Origin of the sequence: Sphingomonas sp. 67-41 (genome assembly GCF_001899725.1) — a bacterium.
Lineage (GTDB): Bacteria > Pseudomonadota > Alphaproteobacteria > Sphingomonadales > Sphingomonadaceae > Sphingomonas > Sphingomonas leidyi.
Map to the genome: position 1 here is coordinate 63886 of NZ_MKWJ01000025.1, position 21938 is coordinate 85823.

Below are 21938 nucleotides of genomic sequence, written 5' to 3' on the forward strand. Positions count from 1 at the left end.
CCTATTCCTCGGTCCGGCCGGATGGCCGGCGCCGAACGGAGATCAGTGCGCGTTCGCCGTGGCGGCGTCGGCCTTGTTCTCTTCCACGTTCGCGGCGTTCTCGAGGGTCGCCTCGGCGGCGGCGTTGGTGGTGTTGTCGGCAGCAGCTTCGTACGCAGCGGCATTCGCCTCGTGCGAGTCGGCAACGTTCTCGGCGGTGGTGTTGGTGGTGCCGCCGTTGCAAGCCGCGAGCGACATCAGGCCGGCGGTCGCAGCAACAATGAGGATCTTCTTCATGTGGTGCTCCTAAAGGAACTCAAACGTTTCGCAACCGGCCCGATTGCCGTCGCGAACCGCTGGCATAGCGGTCGTTGCGTATGCGTCAATCGCAAATTCACCCGATGGCAAAATTTAGGACATTTTTTTGCCCAAATCTTGCCCATTGGCGGCCATCAATGAGCGAGGCCGCCATAGGGTTCCCTCACTCGCCGCCGCCCTTGGCGATCGGCCCGATATCCTCGGGCGCGTTCGCCGTCACCGCGAGCATTGCCGTCCAGGCTGCCACATTCTGGCGGAGCTGTTCCGGATCGATCTTGTCCAGCGTGTCGTCGGGCGTGTGGTGATAGTCGAAATAGCGCAGGCCCGACTGGCTGAGATCGATCACGCCCACGCCGGTGTTGATGATCGGTCCGACATCGGTGCCGCCATGCGCCGTGCCGCGGCCGCGCGAGATGCCGAGCGGGGCGAGGACGGTCGCCAGGCGATCGGCGATCGGCTTGGCGCCTTCGGGCAGGTTCACTTCGAACTTCCAGACGCGATCGGCGCCGAAATCCGATTCCTGGGCGAGCACATGGCGCTCGTTCGCATGCGCCTTGGCATAGGCCGCGCCGCCAAAGCCGCCGACTTCCTCCGCACCGAACCACACGACGCGGATCGTGCGCTTCGGCTGGCCCGCATCCATGATCCGCTTGGCGGCGGCGGTGGTTATCGCCACGCCCGCGGCGTCGTCGATCGCGCCGGTGCCGAGATCCCAGCTGTCGAGATGGCCGCCCACCACGATGATCCCCGCCGAAGGGTCGCTCCCCGGCACTTCGGCGATGACGTTGCCCGATTCCGCCTCGCCCTTGAACTCGGGGGTGACCAGCAGCCTGAGCCGCACCGGGCCGCGCCGGAGCAGCCGCTCCAGCTGGTCGGCATCGGGCAGCGAAAGCGCCGCGGCGGCGATCGGCTTCACGTCCTTGGCCCAGTTGGTCACGCCGGTGTGCGGATTGCGGTGGTGATCGGTGCCGATCGAGCGGATCAGCACGGCGACCGCGCCCTTGCTGGCGGCAAGGTTCGGCCCGGCCCGGCGGGCGCCGCCGAAATAGCCATATTGCGAGCCGTCCTGCGTGGGCGTCATCGTATTGCCGATATAGACGATCCGGCCCTTCACGGCCTCGGCCGGCGCGGCCTGGAGATCCGCGAGCGTGGGGAAGAAGGCGATGTCCGCCTCGACGCCCTTGGGCCCGGTCGAGCCCGAATTGCCGAGAGCGGCGAGAACGAGCTTCTGCGCCGAGGGGCCGACCACTTCTGCGGTCTCCGCGCCGCGCACCCAGAGCGGCATCCGGAAGGTCTCGATGCGCACGTTCCGGAAGCCGAGCGCAGTGAGCTTCTTCACTGCCCAGGCCCGGGCGCGGGTTTCCGCTTCGGTCGCCGCGAGGCGCTGGCCGATCTCGGTGGTGAGGCCTTCGGTGATCTCCCAGGCGAAATCGTCCTTGAGAGCCGCATCGCGCAGGGCCGCCGGATCGTGCGCGGCGCCCTGGGCCAGGGCGGGAAGGGGCAGGGCGAGGGCGGCGACGGCCGCGAGCAGGATGCGCTTGGTCATGGCGGCGGACGCTAGCCGCAGCCGAAACGTTCGGCAATGCGGCGCGGGTTTCCGCTGCGTTTCCGCGGCCGCGCCAGGCCGTTCCGCGGAGGCGACGGCAGGGGAAGCCCAGCATTGCAGGCGCATGACCGCTGCGTTGCCATTTCCGCGTCCCGTCGCTACATCGCGCCCGAACTTCCTGCATATCCAGACCTGCGAACGGAGACCGCCACGTGGCCGCCCAATACGCCTTCGTCATGAAGGACATGACCAAGACCTTCCCCGGCGCTCCCAAGCCGGTGCTGAACAACATTAACCTGCAATTCTACCAGGGTGCCAAGATCGGCATCGTCGGCCCGAACGGCGCCGGCAAGTCGACGCTGATGAAGATCATGGCGGGCATCGACAAGGACTTCTCGGGCGAGGCCTGGCCGGGCGAGCACATCACTGTCGGCTATCTGCCGCAGGAGCCGCAGCTCGATCCGACCAAGAACGTGCTGGAGAACGTCAAGGACGGTGCGCGCGAGGTGGCCGACATGGTCGATCGCTTCAACGCGATCTCGGCCGAGATGGGCGATCCCAAGGACGACACCGATTTCGACGCGCTGATGGAGGAGATGGGCGACCTCCAGACCAAGATCGACGCGGTCGATGGCTGGACGCTCGACAACCAGCTCGAGATCGCGATGGAAGCGCTGCGCTGCCCGCCGTCGGATTGGGAAGTCGCCAACCTTTCGGGCGGTGAGAAGCGCCGCATCGCGCTCACCCGGCTGCTGATCCAGAAGCCGGACATCCTGCTGCTCGACGAACCGACCAACCATCTCGACGCCGAGAGCGTCGAGTGGCTGGAGAATCACCTCAAGGAATATGCCGGCGCGGTGCTGATGATCACCCACGACCGCTATTTCCTGGATAACGTCGTCGGCTGGATCCTCGAGATCGATCGCGGCAAGTATTTCCCGTACGAGGGCAATTACTCGACCTATCTGGAGAAGAAGGCCAAGCGCCTGGAGCAGGAGGACCGCGAGGAATCCGGCCGCCAGAAGGCGATCAAGGACGAGCTCGAATGGATCCGCCAGGGTCCGAAGGGTCGCCAGACCAAGTCGAAGGCGCGTATCGCCAAGTTCGACCAGCTCGTGGCGAGTCAGGAGAACCGCAAGCCGAGCGGCGCCCAGATCGTCATCCAGGTGCCCGAGCGCCTGGGCGGCAAGGTGATCGAAGTGGAGAACATCTCCAAGGCTTACGGCGACAAGCTGTTGTTCGAGAATCTCTCGTTCACGCTGCCGGCCGGCGGCATCGTCGGCGTGATCGGCCCGAACGGCGCCGGCAAGTCCACGCTGTTCAAGCTGATCACCGGCCAGGAGACTCCGGACGAAGGCACGATCGAGATGGGCACCACCGTCCGCCTCGGCTATGTCGACCAGAGCCGCGATCACCTGGACGACAAGAAGAACGTCTGGGAGGAAATCTCGGATGGGCTCGACTACATGAAGATCAACGGGCACGACCAGTCGACCCGCGCCTATGTGGGCGCTTTCAACTTCAAGGGCGCCGACCAGCAGAAGAATGTCGGCAAGCTCTCTGGCGGCGAGCGCAACCGCGTGAACATCGCCAAGATGCTGAAGCGCGGCGGCAACGTGCTGCTGCTCGACGAGCCGACCAACGACCTCGACGTGGAAACGCTGGGCGCGCTGGAAGAGGCGATCGAGAATTTCGCGGGCTGCGCCGTGGTGATCAGCCACGATCGCTTCTTCCTCGATCGTCTGGCCACCCACATCCTCGCCTTCGAAGGCAACAGCCATGTCGAATGGTTCGAGGGCAATTTCGAAGCCTATGAGGAAGACAAGCGCCGCCGCCTGGGCGACGCTGCCGATCGCCCGACCGCGCTGGCCTATAAGAAGCTGACGCGCTGATCGCATATGCGCGCCAGCCGGGCGCGGTGGCCGATGCCGCCGCGCCCGGCTGGCGTTCTGCCCGGCGATTTTCCCCGCCCGCCATGCCGCACTTCGATTCGGCTCTATAAATTTCGTAATTTACGAAGTTTTGGAGTTGAATGATGACGTTGAAGCAGAAGCTGCTCGCCGCGCTGACGATGCTGGGCATCGTCCTCGGTGCGCTGATCGCGGGTTTTTCCTGGTCCGCGACCGCCAGCCGCGCGGCGCTCCATACGGTGCTCGCCGATCGGGTGATCCCGCTCAAGGACCTGAAGCTGGTCGCCGACAATTATGCGGTGCGCATCACCGATGCCGCGCACAAGGCGCGCAACGGCAATATCAGCTTCGCCCGGGCGGCGGCCGATATCGGGAAGGGCAAGGCCGATGTCGATGCGGCATGGAAACGCTATGCCGCGACCGACGCCACCGCGGAAGAAGAGGCGCTGGCGAGTGAGGCCGAGGGGGTGATCGCCAGGGCGGATGGGGGAGTCGTCCGGCTGGAGGGCATCCTGCGCGCCGGCGACCGGGCTGCGCTCGACCGGTTCGTCACCAACGAGCTCTATGCGGATGTCGATCCCGTCTCCGAAAAGGTCGGCAAGCTGGTCGACATGCAGATCAGCGTCGCCGGCGACGTCACCACCAGGGCGCTGGGCCTGGCGAATGTCGCCACCACCGTGGTGATCCTGCTTGGCCTGGTCGCGCTCGCGGTGCTGGGGGGTGCCTTCTACATCGTCAGCCGCAAGGTCGTCGCGCCGATCAAGGGCCTTGCCGAGGTGATCCACGGCCTTGCGCGCCAGAACGGTACGGCCAAGGTTCCGCATCTCGACCAGCATGACGAGATCGGCGACATCGCCCGCTCGGTCGATGCATTTCTGGAGGCGGTGATCGCCAAGGAGCGCGATGCCGCCGCCGCGGCGGCGGAGACGCAGAGGATCGTCACCACCGCGCTGGAGCAGGGCCTGTCGGCGCTCGCCGATGGCGACCTGACCGGTGAGATCCATGCCGAATTCCCGGAAAGCTATGCGGCACTGAAGGCGAACTTCAACAGCGCGCTCGCGGCTCTGCGGGTCCTGATCGCCACGGTGAGCGAAGGCGCCACGGCGATCCAGACGGGCTCGCGAGAGATCGCCCAGGCGTCGGAGGACCTGGCACGCCGTACCGAAGGCAATGCCGCGAGCATCGAGGAGACTTCGGCTGCGCTCGCCCAGATGGACGAGCGGCTGCGCGGCACCGCCGAGGCGGCGAACCAGACGGTGCGCAGTGCCGACGACGCGATCCGGGTGGTCGGCGACGGTCGTGCGCTTGCCGAGCAGGCCGTCACCGCGATGGGCCGGGTCAGCGAGAGCGCGCGCGGCATCGATGACGTGATCGAGGGCCTCGACAAGATCGCGTTCCAGACCCGCGTGCTCGCGATGAACGCGGCGGTGGAAGCGGGTCGCGCCGGCGAAGCCGGGCGTGGCTTTGCGGTGGTCGCCGATCTGGTCTCGGCGCTCGCGATGCGGGCCGAGGAAGAGGCGAAGCGGGCCCGCGAACAACTGACGCTCACCCAGGACGAAGTGGGCACCGCCGTGGGAGCCGTACAGCGCATGGACAGCGCGCTGGAGGCGATCTCGGGCGGCGTCGGCGCGGTGCACCGGCTGCTCGACGCGATGGCGGCGGACAACCAGGCTCAGTCGACCGCGATCACCCAGATCGTGACCGCAGTGAACGAGATGGACCAGTCGACTCAGCAAAATGCCGCGATGGTGGAGGAAACTTCGGCTGCTTCGCGGAACCTTGCCGAGGAAGTGGGCAATCTCGCCGATCAGGCGGGCCGCTTCCGCACCGGTGGCGCGGCCGGCACGGCGCGCCGCGGCCGGGTCGTCGAACTCCGCGGGGTCGCTGCCTGAAGCGCCATCGGGGATCGCGCCCGACTCAGAAGCGGCGCGCGATCCCCAGATAGATTTCCAGATCCGGGCTGGCGGCATTGAGCCCGGCGACGGCGCCGACGTCGAGCTGGAGATCGCGCCGCGGCTGCCATGCGAGGGACAGGCTGGCCAGCGCCTGGGTGGCGTGCCCGGCGGGATCCTGGTCGCGCACCGCCTGCAACTCGAGCGCGCTGCTCAGCGAGGCGGTGAGGACGGTGCTCAGGCCGATCGCGCTGCCATAGGCGAGGTGGCGTCCGCGCCGGTCGCCGTCCACCGCCGCGTCGACTTCGGGAGTGAGCGACAGGCCGAGCCTGTCGGTGAGGCTGTAGCTGAGCGGCACGATCAGGCCGGCGCCCCAGTCACCGGCTCCGATCGTCGCGCCGCCCATGGGCAGGGTGGCATAGGGCATCACCGCCACGGCGAAGCCCGAGCCGTCGGGGTGGGAGAGGTTGCGGCGCACCGCCAGGGTGAGATCGCCGGTGCCGCTGGCATGCGTGACCGTGCCGCTCGCCCGGTCGCGCGTGCGCACCGCGCCCAGCGCGGTCCAGCCGAGTTGCACTTCCATGTCCTGGGTCATGCCATAGCGGACCAGCAGGTCGCCGAAGGTCCAGCTGTCGGTGCGCTGGGCGGAATCGCGTTCGAGCGACCAATCGATCGCGCCGCTCTCGATCACGAGATGTCCCCGGTCCACCGTGCAGGCGGGGGTATCGAGCCCCGGGCGGTCGGGGCAGAGCGGGCGCAGGTCCTGCGCCTGGGCGGTGCCGATCCCGGCGAGCGTCGCGGCGGCCAGAATGAACGCGTGCTTCATGACGGATACATAGACGGTCCCCGAACCGCGCGGTAGCGTTCGCGGCGAAGGGGGAGAGGCGATGCGCGCATGGATCCGGGAGCATGGCATCCGGCTGAGCGCGCTGGCGCTGGTGGGGCTGCTCTTCGCCTTGCCGGTGGCGGTGCTGATGTGGATGACCGCGGTGCCCGGCACATCGTGGCGGGGGGCGCTGCCACCGCCGACGCCGGAGGAACGCGACCTGGAGGGGCGGTTGCACGGTCATGTCGTCGCGATCGCCGGCAAGCCGCACAATGTCGGTCATCCAGAGGCCTATGCCGCCGCCGCGGCCTATATCGAGCGGACGCTTGCCGGGCAGGGTCATGCCGTTCTGCGTCAACCCTTCGATGATGGGCACGCGGTCAATCTCGAAGCGGTGATCGAGCCGGCTTCCCCCGGGGCGCCGACACTGGTGGTCGGGGCACATTACGACAGTGCATTCACGGCGCCGGGCGCCAACGACAATGGCAGCGGCACCGCGGCGCTGCTCGAACTGGGGCGGCTGCTCGGCGATCTGCGCGGCCGGGCGAATGTCCGCATCCGACTGGCCTTCTTCGCCAACGAGGAGCCGCCCTTCTTCAAGACCGACCGGATGGGCAGCCTGGTCTATGCGCTGGCGCTTGCGGAGAAGGGGCAGAAGCCCGATGCGATGTTCTCGCTGGAAACCATGGGCTTCTATCGCGACGAACGCGGCAGCCAGCACTACCCGTTTCCGCTCGCGCAGCTCTATCCGGACACGGGCAACTTCGTCGCCTTTGTCGGGCCCGTTTCGGCGCGGCCGCTGGTGCGGCGGGCGACGGGGGCGTTCCGCGCCGTTGCGCGCTTCCCGAGCGTCGGGGGCACCGCGCCGGGCTTCGTGCAGGGGATCGACTGGTCGGATCACTGGGCATTCGGCGAGATCGGCGTGCCCGCGCTGATGATAACCGACACCGCGCCGTTCCGCTATCCGCACTATCACACGCCGGAGGATACTCCCGACAAGATCGATTACGGACGGCTCGCCCGGGTCACCGCGGGGCTGGCGCGGATGCTGCGCGACTGGCGCTGACGCTTGCTTCGCCGGATGCGACATGGTGCATTGCATTGGTGATGCGGATGGAAAAGGGGCCCCGGTGACGAGATCGATCCTTCTGGCGGCCGCGTTGTTCGCGGCGGCACCGGCCGCGGCGCAGGCGCCGGCCCTCCAGTCCCAGGTCGAAGCGTTCGACGATTTCGCGACGGCGAGCACGGCCATGCCGCCCGCCGAGCGCGTGAAGGCATTCCGGGCGAAGTTCGATGCGCTGCTCCCGGGATTCTACGAACCGCGCTTCGGCGCCACCGAGGCGCAGTATGACGCGCGCGTCCAGAAGGCGCTGGAGGGCTATCCGGCGACGCGCGACAAGCTGCTGGCCGCAGCGCGCGACTTCACCGGGGCCTATGCGACGGCCAATGCGCGTTTTCGCAGCGTCTTTCCCGATTATGCGCCCACCATGCCGATCTACCTGATCCACTCGCTGGGCGAGATGGACGGCGGCACGCGCGAACTCCGTGGAAGGACGGTGGCGATCTTCGGGGCGGACATGATCGCCAGGATCCATGACGGCGGCACGATCGGGCCTTTCCTCGACCATGAGCTGTTCCATTTCCACCACGCAAGATATTTCCCGGATTGCCCGGCGCTATGGTGCTCGCTCTGGCAGGAAGGGCTGGCCGTCTATGTCGCGGCGCGGATGAACCCGGGAGCGGACGACCGGGCATTGCTGCTCACCTTCCCGCGCCCGATCCGCCCCGAGGTGGAGCCGAAGCTCGCCCAGGCGATGTGCCTGGTGCGCACCAAGCTGGGGTCGACCGACCAGCAGGACTATGCGACCTTCTTCTTCGGCAGGGGCGGAAAGGCGCAGGGCGGCTGGCCGCCGCGCTTTGGCTATTATCTGGGTTATGTGCTGGCCAGGCAGCTGGGCGACACGATGACGCTCGATGCGCTGGCCAGGCTGCCGCCGGAGCAGGTGAAGGCGAAGCTCGAGGCCGCGCTGGCGGCCTATCGCTGCTGACCGCGCCGGGTTGCCGGCACGGTCAGCGTTCGATCTCAGGCCTTTCTGGTCGCCGCGTCCGCGCTCCACGCGCCGCCGCCGGCGGCCGCGAGGTAGAGGAAGACGAAGCAATAGAGCATGATCGCCTCGCCCCCGTTCGCGGCGGGGAAGAAGCCGTTCGGGAAATGCGCGATGAAATAGCCGACCGCGCACATGCCCGACGCAATGAACGCCACCGGACGCGTGAACAGGCCGATCACCAGCAATGCGCCGCCGACCAGCTCGATCGTGCCCGCGGCATAGAGCATCGGGTTGAGCGGATAGGGAAAGGGCGGCAGGCCGAAGAACTTCGATACGCCGTGCTGCAGGAAACCGAGCCCGGCGACGATGCGCAGGACGCTCAGCAGCCGGGCCGACCAGCTTGCGGGAATGGGCATGGACATTTCTCCTCGCCGGACACGCCCCTGCGCGCCGTTTCGAGGCTGAAATGTTTCATCTCATGCCCATCCGGTCAACCGACGCCCCGGAAACCGATCGTTTCCAGGCGCGCGCTGCCCCGGCTCTCAGGCGGTGAAGCGCTTGGTGAAGCCCTTGGCGTGCTTGTCGCCTGCCGTCTGAAAGGCCTCGACATGATCGACCACCGCCATGGGCGGGCCTTCCCGCAAGGCTTCGGTGAGCGAGGTCAGCGCCTCGTCATCGCCCTCGGCAAGCAATTCCACCCGTCCGTCATTCAGGTTGCGAACCCAACCCCGCACGCCCAGTTGCTTGGCAAGGCGCACCGCCCAGTCGCGATAGCCGACGCGCTGCACGCGCCCCGACACATAGATACGCTGTGCCGTCATATGTCCCCACGCCCATTTTTTACCCGGCCGCATCCCTTCGGCCTGGATGCAACTCTATCAATTTGAAGATGCGAGGGAATCGGGCGAAGGCGCGGCTCGTCGCGCGCTAGGGGTAAGTGATCGCAATCACTTCATATTCGCGCTCCCCGCCGGGCAGCATCACCCGGCGGAGGTCACCGATCCCGGCGCCGCGCAACGCGCGCGCGATCGGGGCGTTCCAGCCGACCAGGCCCTTGCCGGCATCGGCCTCGTCGTCGCCGACCAGGGTGAGGATGCGGTGATTGTCGTCCTCGTCGGCAATGGTGACGGTGGCGCCGAAATAGGCGCGGCTCTTGTCCGCCTGCTGCGCCGGATCGACGACCTTGGCCGCCTTCATCCGCCTCGACAGCCAGCCCAGCCGCCGGTCGATCTCGCGCAGGCGCTTGCGGCCATAGATATAGTCGCCATTCTCCGAGCGATCGCCATTGCCGGCGGCCCAGGAGATGGTCTCGACCAGGGCGGGGCGCTCGGTGGCGAAGAGCGCGTCATATTCGGCCCGGAGCGCGGCATAGCCTGCCGGGGTGATATAGTTGGGGCGGTCCATTCCTAACCCGTAGCCCAAACCGTCATCCCCGCGAAGGCGGAGATCCGGCGTAACGGAACCCAGTCGTTGGCGACCTGGACCCCGCCTTGGCTGGATGGCGCGAGGCGGCGCAAGCGCCTCAGCCCGGCTTGTTCTTCCCCAGATACCAGCTCGTGTTCGCCGGCCCCTTCGAGCGCGAGCGCTCGGGGTTGAGCAGATCATAGACCACTGCGTTCTCGATCACCCGCTGCACGTAGTTCTTGGTCTCGAAGATCGGGATCTTCTCGATCCACTGGACGATGTCGCCGCCCGGCAGGCGCGGGTCGCCATTGGCGGCGATCCATTTGTTCACATTGCCGGGGCCGGCATTATAAGCGGCGATCGCCAGCGGATAACTGCCGTAGAGATTGTACATCCGCTGGAAATAGGTCGAGCCGAGCTGAATGTTGTAATCGGTATCGGAGTTCAGCGAGCCCGGATTGTAGCTCATGCCGAGCTTGGTCGAGACTTCGCGCGCGGTACCCGGCATCAGCTGCATCAGCCCGCGCGCGCCGGCATGGCTCACCGCATCGCGATCGAACTGGCTCTCCTGGCGGGCGATGGCGTGGACGATCGTCCAGTAATCCTGCTGCGATGCCGGCACCGCCACCGTCGGATAGCCCGCGGCGGTATAGTCGGACAGGCCGTTCTGCAGCGCGCTCTTGCCGACCAGCACGCCCAGGTCCGGGCGGCCGATCGCCCGGCTCAGCTCGGCGGCGAGGATGTGATCGGTATCGCTGGTCGCGTCATTGGCGATCTGGCGGATGAACAGGCCCTGGTCCTGGCGATTGCCCATCGTGCCGAGCAGCTGCGCGGCGCGGACCGTTTCCTTCTTGAAGAAGGCATCGCGGACCGCCGGGTCGGCGACCTTCGCGTTGAAATCGGGTGGGCGCTTCAGCGGCTGGCCCAGCCGTTCGGTGGCGAGCTGGCCGTAATACACGTCGGGGAAACCCGCTGCCTTGCCATAGAAACGCGTCGCTGCCGTCTGGTCGCCCGAAGCCTCGGCGGCGCGACCGGCCCAATAGAAGCCCTTGGACTGGGTGGTCGGCGTCTTGGAACCATGGCCGTAGCGATCGAACATCCCGACCGCATCGCGCGCCCGGCCGAGATTGTTGAGCGCCACCGAACCGGCCAGCCAGGTGAGGCTGGTATAGTCGTCGCGCTCGCCCAGAGGCTGTTCGCTGATGTCGGTGCCCGGCGGGAAGGCGTCATCGACCTGGCTGGCGATCTGATATGCCAGGCTGAACTGGCCGTCCGACTGGGCGCCCCGCGCGCCGGTGAGCAGCGCCTCGTACCATTTCTCGGCATCGCCGGGATAGGAGGCCAGCTGGCGCGGCTGGGCGAGATAGGATCGCATCGCCGGGCTCTGGCCGGTGTCGCGCAGCCATAGCGCACGATCGGCGATGAAGCCCGGATTGGCACGGCCGATGGCGAGGGCGGCGGCGCCCCTGGCATCGGCGTCCGGCGCCTTGGTGCGAAAGGCGATGCGGGCGTCGAACACCGGGCGCATGCCGGGGGAGACATAGGCGAGCTGGCGTTGCGCGGCAGTGAGCGCGCCGGCCCAGAGCAGCATGTCCATCCGCGCATCGTGATCCGCCGGCGTGAACGCGGAAGAGAAGCCGGCGAGCAGAGCCGTCTCGTCACGCGGGCGCAGGACGCCGTGGCGCCAGGCGCGGCGAGCCTGCTCCTCCGCTTCGGCGCGGCGGCCCGAGGCGGCGAGCGCCTCCGCATAGCGGGTGCGCCCGGCGGCGGTCAGCGGCGGGAAACGTTCGAAATACCGGATGACCAGGCCGGGCGCCCAGGTGCCGCTTTCCAGCACGGTCTCGGCGGCGGCGCGGCGGCTCTTCTCGCCGGGCCAGCCGGGATGGAGCAGCAGGAAATTGGCATAGTCGGAAAAGGGATAATTGTCCGACTGCTGGAGTCGCTTCCATTCCACCAGCGCATCGGCGAGCTGGTTGGCCTGGATATAGGGAGGCGGCACGCGGGGGACGCCGGCTTCCAGCGCCACCTTGTACCACTGGATCTGTTCCTGCGTGAGCTGCGAAGAGACGGCGAGCCCCGAAACGCCGGCAAACAGCAACGCACTTTTGAGTAGCGGAGCAAGCATACTGGACATGATACGCGTGTCGCCCCTATCTGCCAGCCCCGAATTGGGGAATTAAGGAAGATTCTGGGACCATGTTTTCGGGCTCCATTCCCGCGCTGGTGACGCCGTTCCGTGGCGGCAGCTTCGCGGAGGAAGATTATCGCGCGCTAGTTGAATGGCAGATTGCCGAAGGCTCTGCCGCGCTGGTGCCGTGCGGCACCACCGGCGAGGCGGCGACGATGCCGAAAGAGGAGCATTTCGAAGTCGTCCGCGTCTGCGCCGACCAGGCGAAGGGCCGCGTGCCCGTGCTCGCAGGTGCGGGCTCGAACGACACGCTGGTCGCGATCGAGAATGTGAAGGCCGCGCAGGATGCGGGCGCCGATGCGGCGCTGATGGTACCGCCCTATTACAATCGGCCCAGCCAGGAAGGCATCTTCCGCCATTTCGAGGCCGTGGCCGAAGCGACCGACCTGCCGATCGTGCTCTACAATGTGCCGGGCCGCACGGTGACCGACATCCAGCCCGCGACGATGGCGCGGATCGTCAAGGCGTTTCCGGGCAAGTTCCTCGGCGTCAAGGACGCGACGGGTGCGCTCGCCCGCGTGACCGAGCAGCGCGCCGGCTGCGGGCATGACTTCATCCAGCTTTCCGGCAACGACGAGACCGCGCTCGCCTTCAACGCGATGGGCGGCACCGGCTGCATCTCGGTAACGGCGAACGTCGCGCCACGGCTCTGTGCGGAATTCCAGGCGGCCTGGGCGGGGGGGGATACCGCGCGGGCGCTCGCATTGCACGACCGGCTCTATCCCCTTCACATCGCGATGTTCACCGATGCCTCGCCGGGTCCGGTGAAATATGCGTTGACGCGGGTTCGTCCGGGTTTTCCCGAAGAGCTGCGCCTGCCGATGACTCCGGCGGGCGAGGCGAGCCGCAAGGCAGTCGATGCGGCACTGGCGCGTGCCGGGCTGATCTAGGCTCCCCGCCTTTCCTGGGAAGTCAGGTCCGCTGCTCTCCGCCGGCATAATAGGTCGGCACATGGCCGCGGATCCAGGCATTCTCGCGGAACCATTTGGTGACGATGTATTTCGTCCCCTCGAGCACGCGCATGCCCTCGTGCAGCGTGTCGTAGTTCGGCGTGCCGTCCTCCATCATGTTGTTCCAGATCAGCATCAGCCCCTTTCTGGGCTTGAACCGCACGCCGGCGCGCGGGAACCAGGTCGCCCCGCCTTCGTCGACTTCGTTGAGATAGATCATCGCGGTCCAGGTGCGCTGGCCGCCATATTCGACCATCTTGTCCCAATATTCCGCGCCTTCGTGGAAATAGTCGCAATGCGCGCGGAACTGCTGGCCGGGCGTGTAGCGCTGGCCCTGCATCGTCTCGGCATTCGCCGGCGGCAGGCCGAGCACATTGGCGATGCGGTCGTCGATCGGCCAGATTTCCTCGGACCAGCGGTCCAGATCGGTCGAGCTGCTGGTGCGGAACTCGGGATCCTCGTGCATCGCGAGCAGCGTGGAAGGGCGTGCCGCCGCCTCGATCAGGGCGACGAGCATGTCGCATTCGGCTTCGCTCAGGAAATCGGGATAGGTGAACATCTGCGCATTTTCCACCTTGGCGCGCCTGATGTGCGGGTTGTTCTCCAGCTTCGCCACCACCTCGCGGCCGATGCGCGCGCGATTGGGGGAGGGCGTTCCCGATACTCTGCCGATATTCTTGCTCACGACGGCCAATTTGCGCCTGCGGGGCTCGCGGTCAATAGGCCCGGGCGCCGGTGGGGGTCCAGGGGCGTTCGCGGAACCATTTGGTGATGATGTACTTGGTGCCGCCGAGCACTGGCCGCGCCTCGTGCAGCGTCGCGTCGTTCGGGCTGCCGTCGGCGGCCAGGTTGTTCCAGGCGATCAGCAGGCCGCGGGTGGGGGTGAGGCGGATGCCGGCGCGGGGGAACCACGTCTCGCCGCCCTCCTCGACGTCATTGAGGTAGATCATCGCGGTCCAGATGCGCTGGCCGCCCTGTGCCTTCATCTCGGGCCAATAGTCCACATCGTCGCGAAACCAGTCGCAATGGGCGCGGAACTGCTGGCCCATGGCGTAGCGCTGCCCCTGGATGGGCTCGCCGTGATCGAGGGGAATGCCCAGCAGATCGGCGAGGCGCGCGTCGAGCCGGCGGATCTCCGGATCCTGCCGTTCGAGATCGCAGGTATAGCTCGTGCGCAGGCCGGGCTCCTGATATTGCGCGAGCACCACCGAGGGTTTCGCATCGGCGTCGATCATCCGGATCAGCGCCTTGCACTCGGTGCGGCTGAGGAAATTGGGCAGGTGATAGAGCTGGAGCGCATCGAGCCCGGCGTGGTGGACCAGCGGATTCGCCTCGAGCCGGGCGGTGGCGCGGCGGCCGGTTTCGGCGCGGACGGGATCGGGGGCCATGGGGCTCGTCATCGCCGCCAGCATGCGGGGGCTGGAGCCAAAAGCAAGAGGCCCGGCCCTGATGGGCCGAGCCTCCCGTTTCTGGTAAGATGCGGGCTTGCTTACCAGAAGATGTCGTAGATGGTGTCGACCACCTCGCCGGTCTCGACGTCCACCAGCAGCGCGTCGTTATAGTAGCGCACCCAGCGATACGGGCCGTATACTTCCGGCAGGCGATAATAATACGGATCGTTGATCCAGTATTGCGACGAGAACAGGATCGAGTTCAGCGTGTAGCCGATGGTGAAGCGGCGATAGCCATAGCCCCAGCCCGACGGCGCATAATAGCGCGGCAGGCGGTAGATGCCGCGGTTGCTGTTGCGATAGTCGCGCCAATCGTAGCGGCGGTCGTTGCGCCAGCCATTGTTCCAGCGGCCGCGATCGTTGCCGTGCCAGCCGCCACGGTTCCAGCCGCCGCGGGGATTGTTGTCCCAGCGGTTGCGGTCGTTCCAGCCGCGATCATTGTTGCGGTTCCAGTCGTTGCCGCGGCGATCGTTGTTCCAGTTGCGGTCGCGGTTCCCATTGGGATTGCCGCGGTCCCACTGGCCGCCGCGATTGCCGTCGCGGTTCCAGTCGCGACGGTCGTTGCCGCCGCGATTGCCGTCCCAGCGCTGCTGCGGACGATCCTGGGGCGGGGAAACCTGGCCGCCGCCGGGCTGCTGCGGACGGTCGCCGCCACGATTCCAGCCGCCACGGTTCCAGCCGTTGGGAGGCGTATTGCCGCCGCCGTTCCATTCGGGGCGCGGCTGCGTGGGTTGCGCGGGCTGCTGCGGCTGGCCCGGGGACTGGCGCCAGCCGCCACGGTCGCCGCCGCGATCCCCGCGATCCCCGCGATCGCCGCGGTCGCCGCGATCCTGGGCCGGCTGCGCGGCGCCCGCATTGCCGCCGGAACGGTCGCCGCCGCCCCAGCGATGCCCGCGTTCCTGCGCCAGTGCCGGCGGGACCAGGGCTGTTGCGGCGATGATCGCCGCGAGCAAGGTCTTCTTCATCTGAATGTCTCCGCTGGGACCGGCAACGCGCCGGGCTTTCGGGGGTATCCCCTCCTTAGGCCCCGGCAACTGACGCGACTCTGAATTCGCCTGTCAGCATATTGAAAGCATTTGAAACAATTCAGGGTCCGGCCTGGGGGGCGCCCGGCGCGTCATGCCCGGCCTCGGGCACGGCGACGTCGCCACGGGCGATGCGAGCGGCGTTCTGGATCGCCTCCGCCAGTCGCGGATAGATGCCGCAGCGGCAGATATTGGGGATGGCGTCCTTGATGTCCTGTTCGCTGGGGTTCCTGTTGCCGCGCAGCAGCACCGCGGCCGCCATCACCACCCCCGGGATGCAATAGCCGCATTGCGGCACGTTCGCCGCGATCAGCGCCTGCTGCACCGGATGGCTGCGATCCCTGGACAGGCCCTCGATCGTGGTGACGAACGTGCCCTCGAGCGCGCCGATCGTCTCCTGGCATGCCAGGCGCGCCGTGCCGTCGACATCGACCGTGCAGGCGCCGCAATCGCCGGTGCCGCAGCCATATTTGGTGCCGGTGAGGTTCGAGGCGTCGCGCAGCGCCCAGAGCAGGGGCGTGCGCGGATCCATCTTGTAGGCGACCGGCTGGTTGTTGACGGTGAAGCGAGTCATGCCGGGGGTGTAGCGGGAAACGCGCCGTTTCCGAAACCGCCATTGCGCCGGGATGCCCCGGGGCCGACATCGGCGGCATGACACTTCCCGCACTCTTCATTCCGCACGGCGGCGGCCCCTGCTTCTTCATGGACCCGGATGGCGGCCCGCCCGATCCGATGTGGCGGCCGATGCAGGCCTATCTCGCCGGGCTGATCGGCTCGCTGCCCGAGCGGCCCGAGGCGATCCTGCTGGTCTCGGGGCATTGGGAAGAGGAGGTCGTCACCGTCCATGCCGGCAATGGGCAGCCGCTGCTGTTCGACTATCATGGCTTCCCGGAACATACCTATCGCCTGCGCTGGGATGCGCCGGGCTCCCCGCAAGTGGCGGAGCGCGTGAAGGCGCTGCTCGAAGGCGCCGGCTTCCCCGTCGGAGAGGAGCGCGAACGCGGCTGGGATCACGGCGTCTTCATCCCGATGATGGTGGCGGTACCCGGAGCGGATATCCCGCTCGTCCAGCTGTCGCTGCGCAAGGATCTCGATCCGGCCGACCACATCGCGCTGGGCAGGGCGCTTGCCCCGCTGCGCGATGCGGGCGTGCTGATCGTCGGTTCGGGGATGAGCTTCCACAATCTGCGCGCCCGCGGGCCGCAGGTGACGCCCTATGCCGATATGTGGGACGAAGCGCTGACCGAGGCAGTGACGGACCCCGATCCGGCAAGGCGCGCCGCACGGGTGGCGGCCTGGGACAGGCTGCCCCACGCCCGTTTCGCCCATCCGCGCGAGGAGCATCTCCTGCCGCTGATGGTCGCGCTGGGCGCGGGCGGGGAGGGGCCGGCGGTGCGCGACTATCGCGATCACGTGCTGGGATGGACGGTAAGCGGCTATCGGTTCGGATAAGCGTCAGGTCCGTTCCCGATACGCTATCGTCCCCCCGGCAAAGGGCCGGGGGAGGACGTTCGGGGTCGCGGAGTGCCGGCCCCTATTCCCGCCAGCTCTTGTCGGTCCGGTCCACCAGCCGCACCATCGCCGCGAAATCGGCCGCGCCGGGCCCGCCGGGAACCTGGGCCATGTGGAGGTCGCGTTGATGGACGGCGACGACTTCGTCCGGGACCGTGATCGGCGCGCCCATGCTGGCGGTGGCGATCTGGATCTCGCAGGCGCGCTGGAGCGACCAGTGCTTGATGAACGCCTCCGGCACCGTCCTGCCCATCACCAGGATGCCGTGATTGCGGAGCAGCATCACGCGCTTGTCGCCCAGGTGCGCGAGCAGCCGCTCGCCTTCCTCGTCACGCACCGTCACACCCTCGAAATCGTGATAGGCGATCTGGCCGGCGAAGTTGCAGGCATAGAAATTGGTGGGGCGCAAACCCCCTTCGACGCTGGCGACCGCCATGCCCGCCGTGGTGTGGGTATGCGCGATGCAGTGCGCATCGGGCAGGTGGCGGTGGAACAGCGCGTGCTGGACGAAGCCGGCGCGGTTCACCGGATAGGGCGAGTCGTCGAGCTTGTTGCCGTCGATGTCGATCTTGACGAGGTTCGACGCCTTCACTTCGCTGAAGTGCAGCCCGAACGGGTTGATGAGGAAGGCGCCTTCCTCGCCCGGCACCTTGAGCGTGATGTGGTTGTAGATCATCTCGGACCAGCCGAGCATGTCGAATACGCGGTAGCAGGCGGCGAGCTGCTGGCGAGCCTCCCACTCGGCTTCGGTCATGGTGGAATTGCGCAGCGCGGTGGCCATCATACCTCTCCCAAGGCTTTTTCGTGGATCGGGTATGCCATGGTTCGGGGGGAAGGAGCAATGATTCCCGCCCCGGCAAGCGTGTGCGGAACCTCAGCGAAAGCCATAGGGCACCACGCTGCGCCGGTCCGGATCGATCGCGATCGCCGAGGCGGCGGGCGGGAAGGCGCGTTGGTCGCAATCCGGGCGGGGGCAGATGCGGCAACTGGTACCGATCGGCGTGGCCGCGCCGCCGGGCCTGAGATCGTCGGCATAGACGAAGTCCGCAGCATGCAACTCCTCGCAACCCAGGGCCACGGCATAGCGGCGCGGGGGGCGGGCATAGCTGCCCGAGGGCTTCACCAGACCCTTGGCCATCGAGACGTAGCGCGTGCCGTCGGGCATCTCGGCATGCTGGACGAGGATGCGGTCCGGGATCGCCACCGCTTCGTGCACCATCCAGAGCGGGCAGGCGCCGCCAAGTGCCGCGAACTGGAGGCGCGTGGCGGAATGGCGCTTGGTGACGTTGCCGGCCATGTCGACCCGGCAGAAAAAGAAGGGCAGCCCCTGTGCGCCCGGGCGCTGGAGCGTCGAGAGCCGGTGGCAGGCCTGCTCGAAGCTTGCGCCAAAGCGCTGGCGCAGACGATCGATGTCGTGGCGGACCTCGCGCGCGGTGTCCCTGAATGCGCCGTACGGCATCAGCAGCGCGCCGGCGGCATAATTGGCCAGCCCGATGCTCAGCAGCTCGCGCGAAGCCGGGGAGGCGAGGCCGGAATCCTCCACAACCTGCCGCATCTCGTTCTCGAACTCGTAGCGGACCAGCCGGTGGGCGAGAAGGAAGGCCCGGCTTTCCGGCGGGAGCGCGCTGTTGACCGCAAGGCGGCGTGCGCGGGGATCGAAACGGCTCAGTTCGCTGCCGTCGCCATCCTCCGCCACGACCTGCACGCCATGCCAGCGCAGGCGATCCTCGAGGCCCCGGTTCGGCCGGTGGGGATCGAGATCGGCGGCGAGCGTTTCCGCCGACCGGTCGATCGCATCGATATAATTGCCCTCGGCCTGGAACCAGTCGCGGACCTCCTCCCAGGGGAGCGGGGCGGCGTCGGTCGAGCCGCTGTCATAGCGGTCGTCGAGCACGCGGAGCTGCTCCTGGCTGCGCCGCCAGGCTTCGTGCAGCGCGACCATGCGTTTCGCGAGCAAGGGTTGCTGCTCGATGCCGCGGCGCACATCGGCCTCGCCCATGCGCTCTGCCGGGACGCCGGCATCGGTGGCGGCATCGATCGTGCGGAGCAAAGAAGCGCTCTCATCGACGTCGCCGAACGCCTCGAGCGGAAATTCGCGGCTGAGGGCGACGAGGACGATGTCGGTGATCGGGCGGTCGTTATTCTCGATCTGCGAGAGATAGGAGACGGAGATACCGAGCCGCCCCGCCATCGCCGCCTGGCTCAGCCCCGTGCGCCGACGCAGCTCGCGCAGGCGGAACCCTTCGAACAGGCGCCGGCGGGGAGGGGTCACATCCGCTTCCCGGCAGGGAGGGGTGGCGAGGGAGCGGGACGAAGCGATCTGCGCATATCCGCACTATATCTGCAAACCAGCTGCTCGCAACTTCGCAACATTGCATTTGCGGTCGCCGCATGTCCGGATGCAGAAGCCGCCGCTATCCAATGGGGAACCGCATGTCGTCGACGATCGAGGAACTGGAACGCCGCCGCACCGCCGCCCGCCTGGGCGGGGGGCAGAAGCGGATCGACGCGCAGCACGCCAAGGGCAAGCTCACCGCGCGCGAGCGGATCGAAGTGCTGCTCGACCAGGGCTCGTTCGAAGAGCTCGACATGTATGTCGAGCATAATTGCGTCGACTTCGGCATGCAGGACCAGATCGTCCCCGGTGACGGCGTCGTCACCGGATCGGGCACGATCAACGGCCGCCTCGTCTTCGTGTTCAGCCAGGACTTCACCGTGTTCGGCGGCTCGCTCAGCGAACGACACGCGCAGAAGATCTGCAAGATCATGGACATGGCGATTAAGGTCGGCGCCCCCGTGATCGGGCTGAACGACAGCGGCGGCGCGCGCATCCAGGAAGGTGTCGCATCGCTCGGCGGCTATGCCGAGGTGTTCCAGCGCAACGTGCTGGCATCGGGCGTGGTGCCGCAGCTCTCGCTGATCATGGGCCCGTGCGCCGGCGGCGCGGTCTATTCCCCCGCGATGACCGACTTCATCTTCATGGTGAAGGACTCGTCGTACATGTTCGTCACCGGCCCGGATGTAGTGAAGACCGTTACCAACGAGATCGTCACGCAGGAGGAACTGGGTGGTGCGGTGACGCATACCACGAAGTCGGGGGTCGCCGATGTGGCCTTCGACAACGACATCGAGGCGCTGCTCGCGGCCCGCGACTTCGTGGACTTCCTTCCCGCCTCGAACCGCGAGGAAGTGCCCGAGCGGCCGTGCGACGATCCCTGGGATCGCGCGGAACCGAGCCTCGACACCCTGATCCCGCCGAGCGCGAACCAGCCGTACGACATGCACGAGCTGATCCGGAAGACGCTCGACGAGGGCGAATTCTTCGAGTTGCAGCCGAGCCATGCCGGCAACATCCTGATCGGCTTCGGCCGGATCGAGGGGCGCACGGTGGGCGTGGTGGCGAACCAGCCGATGGTGCTGGCCGGATGCCTCGACATCAACTCGTCCAAGAAGGGCGCGCGCTTCGTGCGCTTCTGCGACGCGTTCGAGATCCCGATCGTTACCTTTGTCGACGTGCCGGGCTTCCTGCCGGGCGTCGGCCAGGAGCATTCGGGCATCATCAAGCACGGCGCCAAGCTGCTCTTCGCCTATGCCGAGGCGACGGTGCCCAAGATCACCGTGATCACCCGCAAGGCCTATGGTGGCGCCTATGACGTGATGGCGTCGAAGCACCTGCGCGGCGACTTGAACTATGCCTGGCCGACCGCCGAGATCGCGGTGATGGGAGCCAAGGGCGCGGTGGAGATCATCTTCCGGGGCAAGACGCCCGAGGAGATCGCCGAGCGCACTGCGGAGTACGAGGCACGCTTCGCCAACCCGTTCGTGGCGGCGAGCAAGGGCTTTGTCGACGAGGTTATCATGCCGCATTCCACGCGGCGGCGCGTGGCGCTGGGGCTCCGCAAGCTGCGCAACAAGCAGCTCGAGAACCCGTGGAAGAAGCATGACAATATTCCGCTGTGAGATCGGACATGGTGAGCGCTGCCATCACGGGAATTATCGGTTTCGCCGGCGTCTTAATCGGCGCACTGCTTCAGAGATTTTGGCAGCACCGCAAGTTCCTCAGTGACAGCAAGTATGAAGCTTACATTCTGTTCTTGAAGAGCTTGGCGGGTTCTGGGGCTACGAAGCCCGATTCCGAGGCTCGCTGGCTGGCAGTGTCGGGAATGATCGAAGCCAAGAGCAGGATCGCGCTGTTTGGTTCTGTGGACGTCGTGGCTGCTTTGGGCCGCTTCTCGGCGGATCACCAACGGGTGAACAGCGAAAATTTCGATGAGCTTGCCCGAATAATAACACTGATGAGAACGGATGTTGGTGCTGGGAAAATACCGGATCTCGATTCCCACATTCGAGGGCTGCTCTTCGATGTTCGGAGGTGAATGATGAAACTCGGCCGCCTCAACCATGTGGGCATCGCGACGCCCTCGATTGCCGCGTCGATCGCCTTTTACCGCGACGTGATGGGCGCGCAGGTGATCCGCGAGCCCTTCGATCTGCCCGCGCAGGGCGTGAAGGTCTGCTTCGTCGACACGCCGAACAGCCAGATCGAACTGATCGAGCCGCTGGGCGAGAATTCGCCGATCCACGGCTTCTTGGCGAAGAACCCGGCGGGCGGGCAGCATCACCTGTGCTACGAAGTGCCCGACATCCACGAAGCCAAGGCCTGGTTCGAGGCGAAGGGCGCCAAGGTGCTCGGCGAGCCGCGCATCGGCGCGCACGGCACGCCGATCTTCTTCGTCCACCCCAGGGACATGGGCGGGGTGCTGACCGAGATCATGGAGACGCCGAAAGGGGAAGGGCATTGAGCACCCCTTTCTTCGTCATCCCCGCGAAGGTGGGGATTCAGAGCCAAACGGGACGTAGCTTTGTTACCCTGGGCCCCCGCCTTCGCG

At 66.9% G+C, this 21938-nt stretch carries 22 protein-coding genes; 9 read left to right on the forward strand and 13 right to left on the reverse strand.

Going from position 1 to position 21938, the window contains the following annotated elements; genetic code table 11:
* Window positions 1-42 precede the first annotated feature (42 nt).
* Entirely contained in the window at window positions 43-276 is a 234-nt protein-coding gene (locus tag BGP17_RS18540; RefSeq protein WP_086129506.1) for a hypothetical protein, read from the reverse strand.
* Between the two features lie 184 nt (window positions 277-460).
* Window positions 461-1843 carry a M20/M25/M40 family metallo-hydrolase gene (locus BGP17_RS18545; RefSeq protein ID WP_286713081.1) on the reverse strand — a complete coding sequence of 461 codons (1383 nt, stop codon included), beginning with the start codon at window positions 1841-1843 and terminating at the stop codon, window positions 461-463.
* Window positions 1844-2055: 212 nt separating this feature from the next.
* Here BGP17_RS18545 and ettA point away from each other — a divergent pair, with 212 nt between their 5' ends.
* Entirely contained in the window at window positions 2056-3735 is a 1680-nt protein-coding gene (gene ettA / locus BGP17_RS18550) for an energy-dependent translational throttle protein EttA (RefSeq protein WP_137864789.1), read from the forward strand.
* Between the two features lie 143 nt (window positions 3736-3878).
* Entirely contained in the window at window positions 3879-5645 is a 1767-nt protein-coding gene (locus BGP17_RS18555) for a methyl-accepting chemotaxis protein (protein ID WP_286713084.1), read from the forward strand.
* Between the two features lie 25 nt (window positions 5646-5670).
* On the opposite strand, the gene BGP17_RS18560 is transcribed toward BGP17_RS18555, so the two are convergent.
* Window positions 5671-6471, reverse strand: coding sequence for a transporter (locus tag BGP17_RS18560; RefSeq protein ID WP_286713085.1), 801 nt, complete (start codon window positions 6469-6471; stop codon window positions 5671-5673).
* 61 nt (window positions 6472-6532) lie between these two features.
* Here BGP17_RS18560 and BGP17_RS18565 point away from each other — a divergent pair, with 61 nt between their 5' ends.
* On the forward strand, window positions 6533-7537 hold the full coding sequence (locus tag BGP17_RS18565; protein ID WP_286713087.1) for a M28 family peptidase: 1005 nt from the start codon (window positions 6533-6535) through the stop codon (window positions 7535-7537).
* A gap of 64 nt (window positions 7538-7601) precedes the next feature.
* The gene (locus BGP17_RS18570; protein ID WP_286713089.1) at window positions 7602-8519 is read left to right on the forward strand and encodes a DUF2268 domain-containing putative Zn-dependent protease; all 918 of its coding nucleotides are present in this window, start codon (window positions 7602-7604) and stop codon (window positions 8517-8519) included.
* A 35-nt stretch (window positions 8520-8554) separates the two neighbouring features.
* Here BGP17_RS18570 and BGP17_RS18575 read toward each other — a convergent pair whose 3' ends face one another.
* The 4 genes from BGP17_RS18575 to BGP17_RS18590 form a co-directional block, all read right to left on the reverse strand.
* Window positions 8555-8935, reverse strand: coding sequence for a DoxX family protein (locus BGP17_RS18575; RefSeq protein ID WP_167298744.1), 381 nt, complete (start codon window positions 8933-8935; stop codon window positions 8555-8557).
* A 126-nt stretch (window positions 8936-9061) separates the two neighbouring features.
* Window positions 9062-9340 (reverse strand): acylphosphatase, encoded by a 279-nt coding sequence (locus BGP17_RS18580; protein WP_137864784.1) that lies wholly within the window; start codon window positions 9338-9340, stop codon window positions 9062-9064.
* Window positions 9341-9446: 106 nt separating this feature from the next.
* Window positions 9447-9923, reverse strand: coding sequence for a transcription elongation factor GreB (greB, locus tag BGP17_RS18585; RefSeq protein WP_167298745.1), 477 nt, complete (start codon window positions 9921-9923; stop codon window positions 9447-9449).
* 118 nt (window positions 9924-10041) lie between these two features.
* Window positions 10042-12048, reverse strand: a complete 2007-nt coding sequence (locus BGP17_RS18590; RefSeq protein ID WP_286713303.1) for a lytic transglycosylase domain-containing protein — start codon at window positions 12046-12048, stop codon at window positions 10042-10044.
* Between the two features lie 71 nt (window positions 12049-12119).
* Between BGP17_RS18590 and dapA the strand changes: the two genes are divergently transcribed.
* Entirely contained in the window at window positions 12120-13001 is an 882-nt protein-coding gene (gene dapA / locus BGP17_RS18595) for a 4-hydroxy-tetrahydrodipicolinate synthase (RefSeq protein WP_286713091.1), read from the forward strand.
* A 22-nt stretch (window positions 13002-13023) separates the two neighbouring features.
* Here dapA and BGP17_RS18600 read toward each other — a convergent pair whose 3' ends face one another.
* The 4 genes from BGP17_RS18600 to BGP17_RS18615 all read right to left on the reverse strand — a co-directional run bounded on the left by BGP17_RS18600 (window position 13024) and on the right by BGP17_RS18615 (window position 16111).
* Complete coding sequence (locus BGP17_RS18600; protein ID WP_286713093.1) at window positions 13024-13746, reverse strand: prolyl hydroxylase family protein; 723 nt, start codon at window positions 13744-13746, stop codon at window positions 13024-13026.
* Between the two features lie 31 nt (window positions 13747-13777).
* A complete protein-coding gene (locus BGP17_RS18605; RefSeq protein WP_286713094.1) occupies window positions 13778-14461 on the reverse strand; it encodes a prolyl hydroxylase family protein in 684 nt (227 codons plus the stop codon).
* Window positions 14462-14550: 89 nt separating this feature from the next.
* On the reverse strand, window positions 14551-15477 hold the full coding sequence (locus tag BGP17_RS18610; protein WP_286713096.1) for an RcnB family protein: 927 nt from the start codon (window positions 15475-15477) through the stop codon (window positions 14551-14553).
* 121 nt (window positions 15478-15598) lie between these two features.
* Window positions 15599-16111: a (2Fe-2S)-binding protein gene (locus BGP17_RS18615; RefSeq protein WP_167298749.1), complete on the reverse strand. Its 513-nt coding sequence runs from the start codon at window positions 16109-16111 to the stop codon at window positions 15599-15601.
* Between the two features lie 77 nt (window positions 16112-16188).
* Here BGP17_RS18615 and BGP17_RS18620 point away from each other — a divergent pair, with 77 nt between their 5' ends.
* On the forward strand, window positions 16189-16989 hold the full coding sequence (locus BGP17_RS18620; RefSeq protein WP_286713098.1) for a DODA-type extradiol aromatic ring-opening family dioxygenase: 801 nt from the start codon (window positions 16189-16191) through the stop codon (window positions 16987-16989).
* An 82-nt stretch (window positions 16990-17071) separates the two neighbouring features.
* Here the strand turns inward: BGP17_RS18620 and BGP17_RS18625 are convergent, their stop codons facing one another.
* Both BGP17_RS18625 and BGP17_RS18630 read right to left on the reverse strand, forming a co-directional pair.
* Window positions 17072-17830 (reverse strand): class II aldolase/adducin family protein, encoded by a 759-nt coding sequence (locus tag BGP17_RS18625; protein WP_286713100.1) that lies wholly within the window; start codon window positions 17828-17830, stop codon window positions 17072-17074.
* A gap of 93 nt (window positions 17831-17923) precedes the next feature.
* Window positions 17924-19321: a helix-turn-helix domain-containing protein gene (locus tag BGP17_RS18630; protein ID WP_286713102.1), complete on the reverse strand. Its 1398-nt coding sequence runs from the start codon at window positions 19319-19321 to the stop codon at window positions 17924-17926.
* 161 nt (window positions 19322-19482) lie between these two features.
* Between BGP17_RS18630 and BGP17_RS18635 the strand changes: the two genes are divergently transcribed.
* Genes BGP17_RS18635 through mce form a run of 3 tightly spaced genes read left to right on the forward strand, consistent with a single transcriptional unit; the run spans window position 19483 to window position 21851 of the window.
* Window positions 19483-21009 (forward strand): acyl-CoA carboxylase subunit beta, encoded by a 1527-nt coding sequence (locus tag BGP17_RS18635; protein WP_286713104.1) that lies wholly within the window; start codon window positions 19483-19485, stop codon window positions 21007-21009.
* Between the two features lie 8 nt (window positions 21010-21017).
* The gene (locus tag BGP17_RS18640) at window positions 21018-21425 is read left to right on the forward strand and encodes a hypothetical protein (protein ID WP_286713106.1); all 408 of its coding nucleotides are present in this window, start codon (window positions 21018-21020) and stop codon (window positions 21423-21425) included.
* Between the two features lie 3 nt (window positions 21426-21428).
* Window positions 21429-21851 carry a methylmalonyl-CoA epimerase gene (gene mce / locus BGP17_RS18645; RefSeq protein WP_286713108.1) on the forward strand — a complete coding sequence of 141 codons (423 nt, stop codon included), beginning with the start codon at window positions 21429-21431 and terminating at the stop codon, window positions 21849-21851.
* The last annotated feature ends 87 nt before the right edge of the window (window positions 21852-21938 follow it).

Bases quoted from the DNA above. Each gene is read 5' to 3' on its own strand.
- BGP17_RS18540 (WP_086129506.1), bottom strand. From the start codon at position 276: ATGAAGAAGATCCTCATTGTTGCTGCGACCGCCGGCCTGATGTCGCTC.
- BGP17_RS18545 (WP_286713081.1), bottom strand. From the start codon at position 1,843: ATGACCAAGCGCATCCTGCTCGCGGCCGTCGCCGCCCTCGCCCTGCCC.
- BGP17_RS18555 (WP_286713084.1), top strand. From the start codon at position 3,879: ATGACGTTGAAGCAGAAGCTGCTCGCCGCGCTGACGATGCTGGGCATC.
- BGP17_RS18560 (WP_286713085.1), bottom strand. From the start codon at position 6,471: ATGAAGCACGCGTTCATTCTGGCCGCCGCGACGCTCGCCGGGATCGGC.
- BGP17_RS18565 (WP_286713087.1), top strand. From the start codon at position 6,533: ATGCGCGCATGGATCCGGGAGCATGGCATCCGGCTGAGCGCGCTGGCG.
- BGP17_RS18575 (WP_167298744.1), bottom strand. From the start codon at position 8,935: ATGCCCATTCCCGCAAGCTGGTCGGCCCGGCTGCTGAGCGTCCTGCGC.
- BGP17_RS18580 (WP_137864784.1), bottom strand. From the start codon at position 9,340: ATGACGGCACAGCGTATCTATGTGTCGGGGCGCGTGCAGCGCGTCGGC.
- greB (WP_167298745.1), bottom strand. From the start codon at position 9,923: ATGGACCGCCCCAACTATATCACCCCGGCAGGCTATGCCGCGCTCCGG.
- BGP17_RS18590 (WP_286713303.1), bottom strand. From the start codon at position 12,048: ATGCTTGCTCCGCTACTCAAAAGTGCGTTGCTGTTTGCCGGCGTTTCG.
- dapA (WP_286713091.1), top strand. From the start codon at position 12,120: ATGTTTTCGGGCTCCATTCCCGCGCTGGTGACGCCGTTCCGTGGCGGC.
- BGP17_RS18605 (WP_286713094.1), bottom strand. From the start codon at position 14,461: ATGACGAGCCCCATGGCCCCCGATCCCGTCCGCGCCGAAACCGGCCGC.
- BGP17_RS18610 (WP_286713096.1), bottom strand. From the start codon at position 15,477: ATGAAGAAGACCTTGCTCGCGGCGATCATCGCCGCAACAGCCCTGGTC.
- BGP17_RS18615 (WP_167298749.1), bottom strand. From the start codon at position 16,111: ATGACTCGCTTCACCGTCAACAACCAGCCGGTCGCCTACAAGATGGAT.
- BGP17_RS18620 (WP_286713098.1), top strand. From the start codon at position 16,189: ATGACACTTCCCGCACTCTTCATTCCGCACGGCGGCGGCCCCTGCTTC.
- BGP17_RS18625 (WP_286713100.1), bottom strand. From the start codon at position 17,830: ATGGCCACCGCGCTGCGCAATTCCACCATGACCGAAGCCGAGTGGGAG.
- BGP17_RS18635 (WP_286713104.1), top strand. From the start codon at position 19,483: ATGTCGTCGACGATCGAGGAACTGGAACGCCGCCGCACCGCCGCCCGC.
- BGP17_RS18640 (WP_286713106.1), top strand. From the start codon at position 21,018: ATGGTGAGCGCTGCCATCACGGGAATTATCGGTTTCGCCGGCGTCTTA.
- mce (WP_286713108.1), top strand. From the start codon at position 21,429: ATGAAACTCGGCCGCCTCAACCATGTGGGCATCGCGACGCCCTCGATT.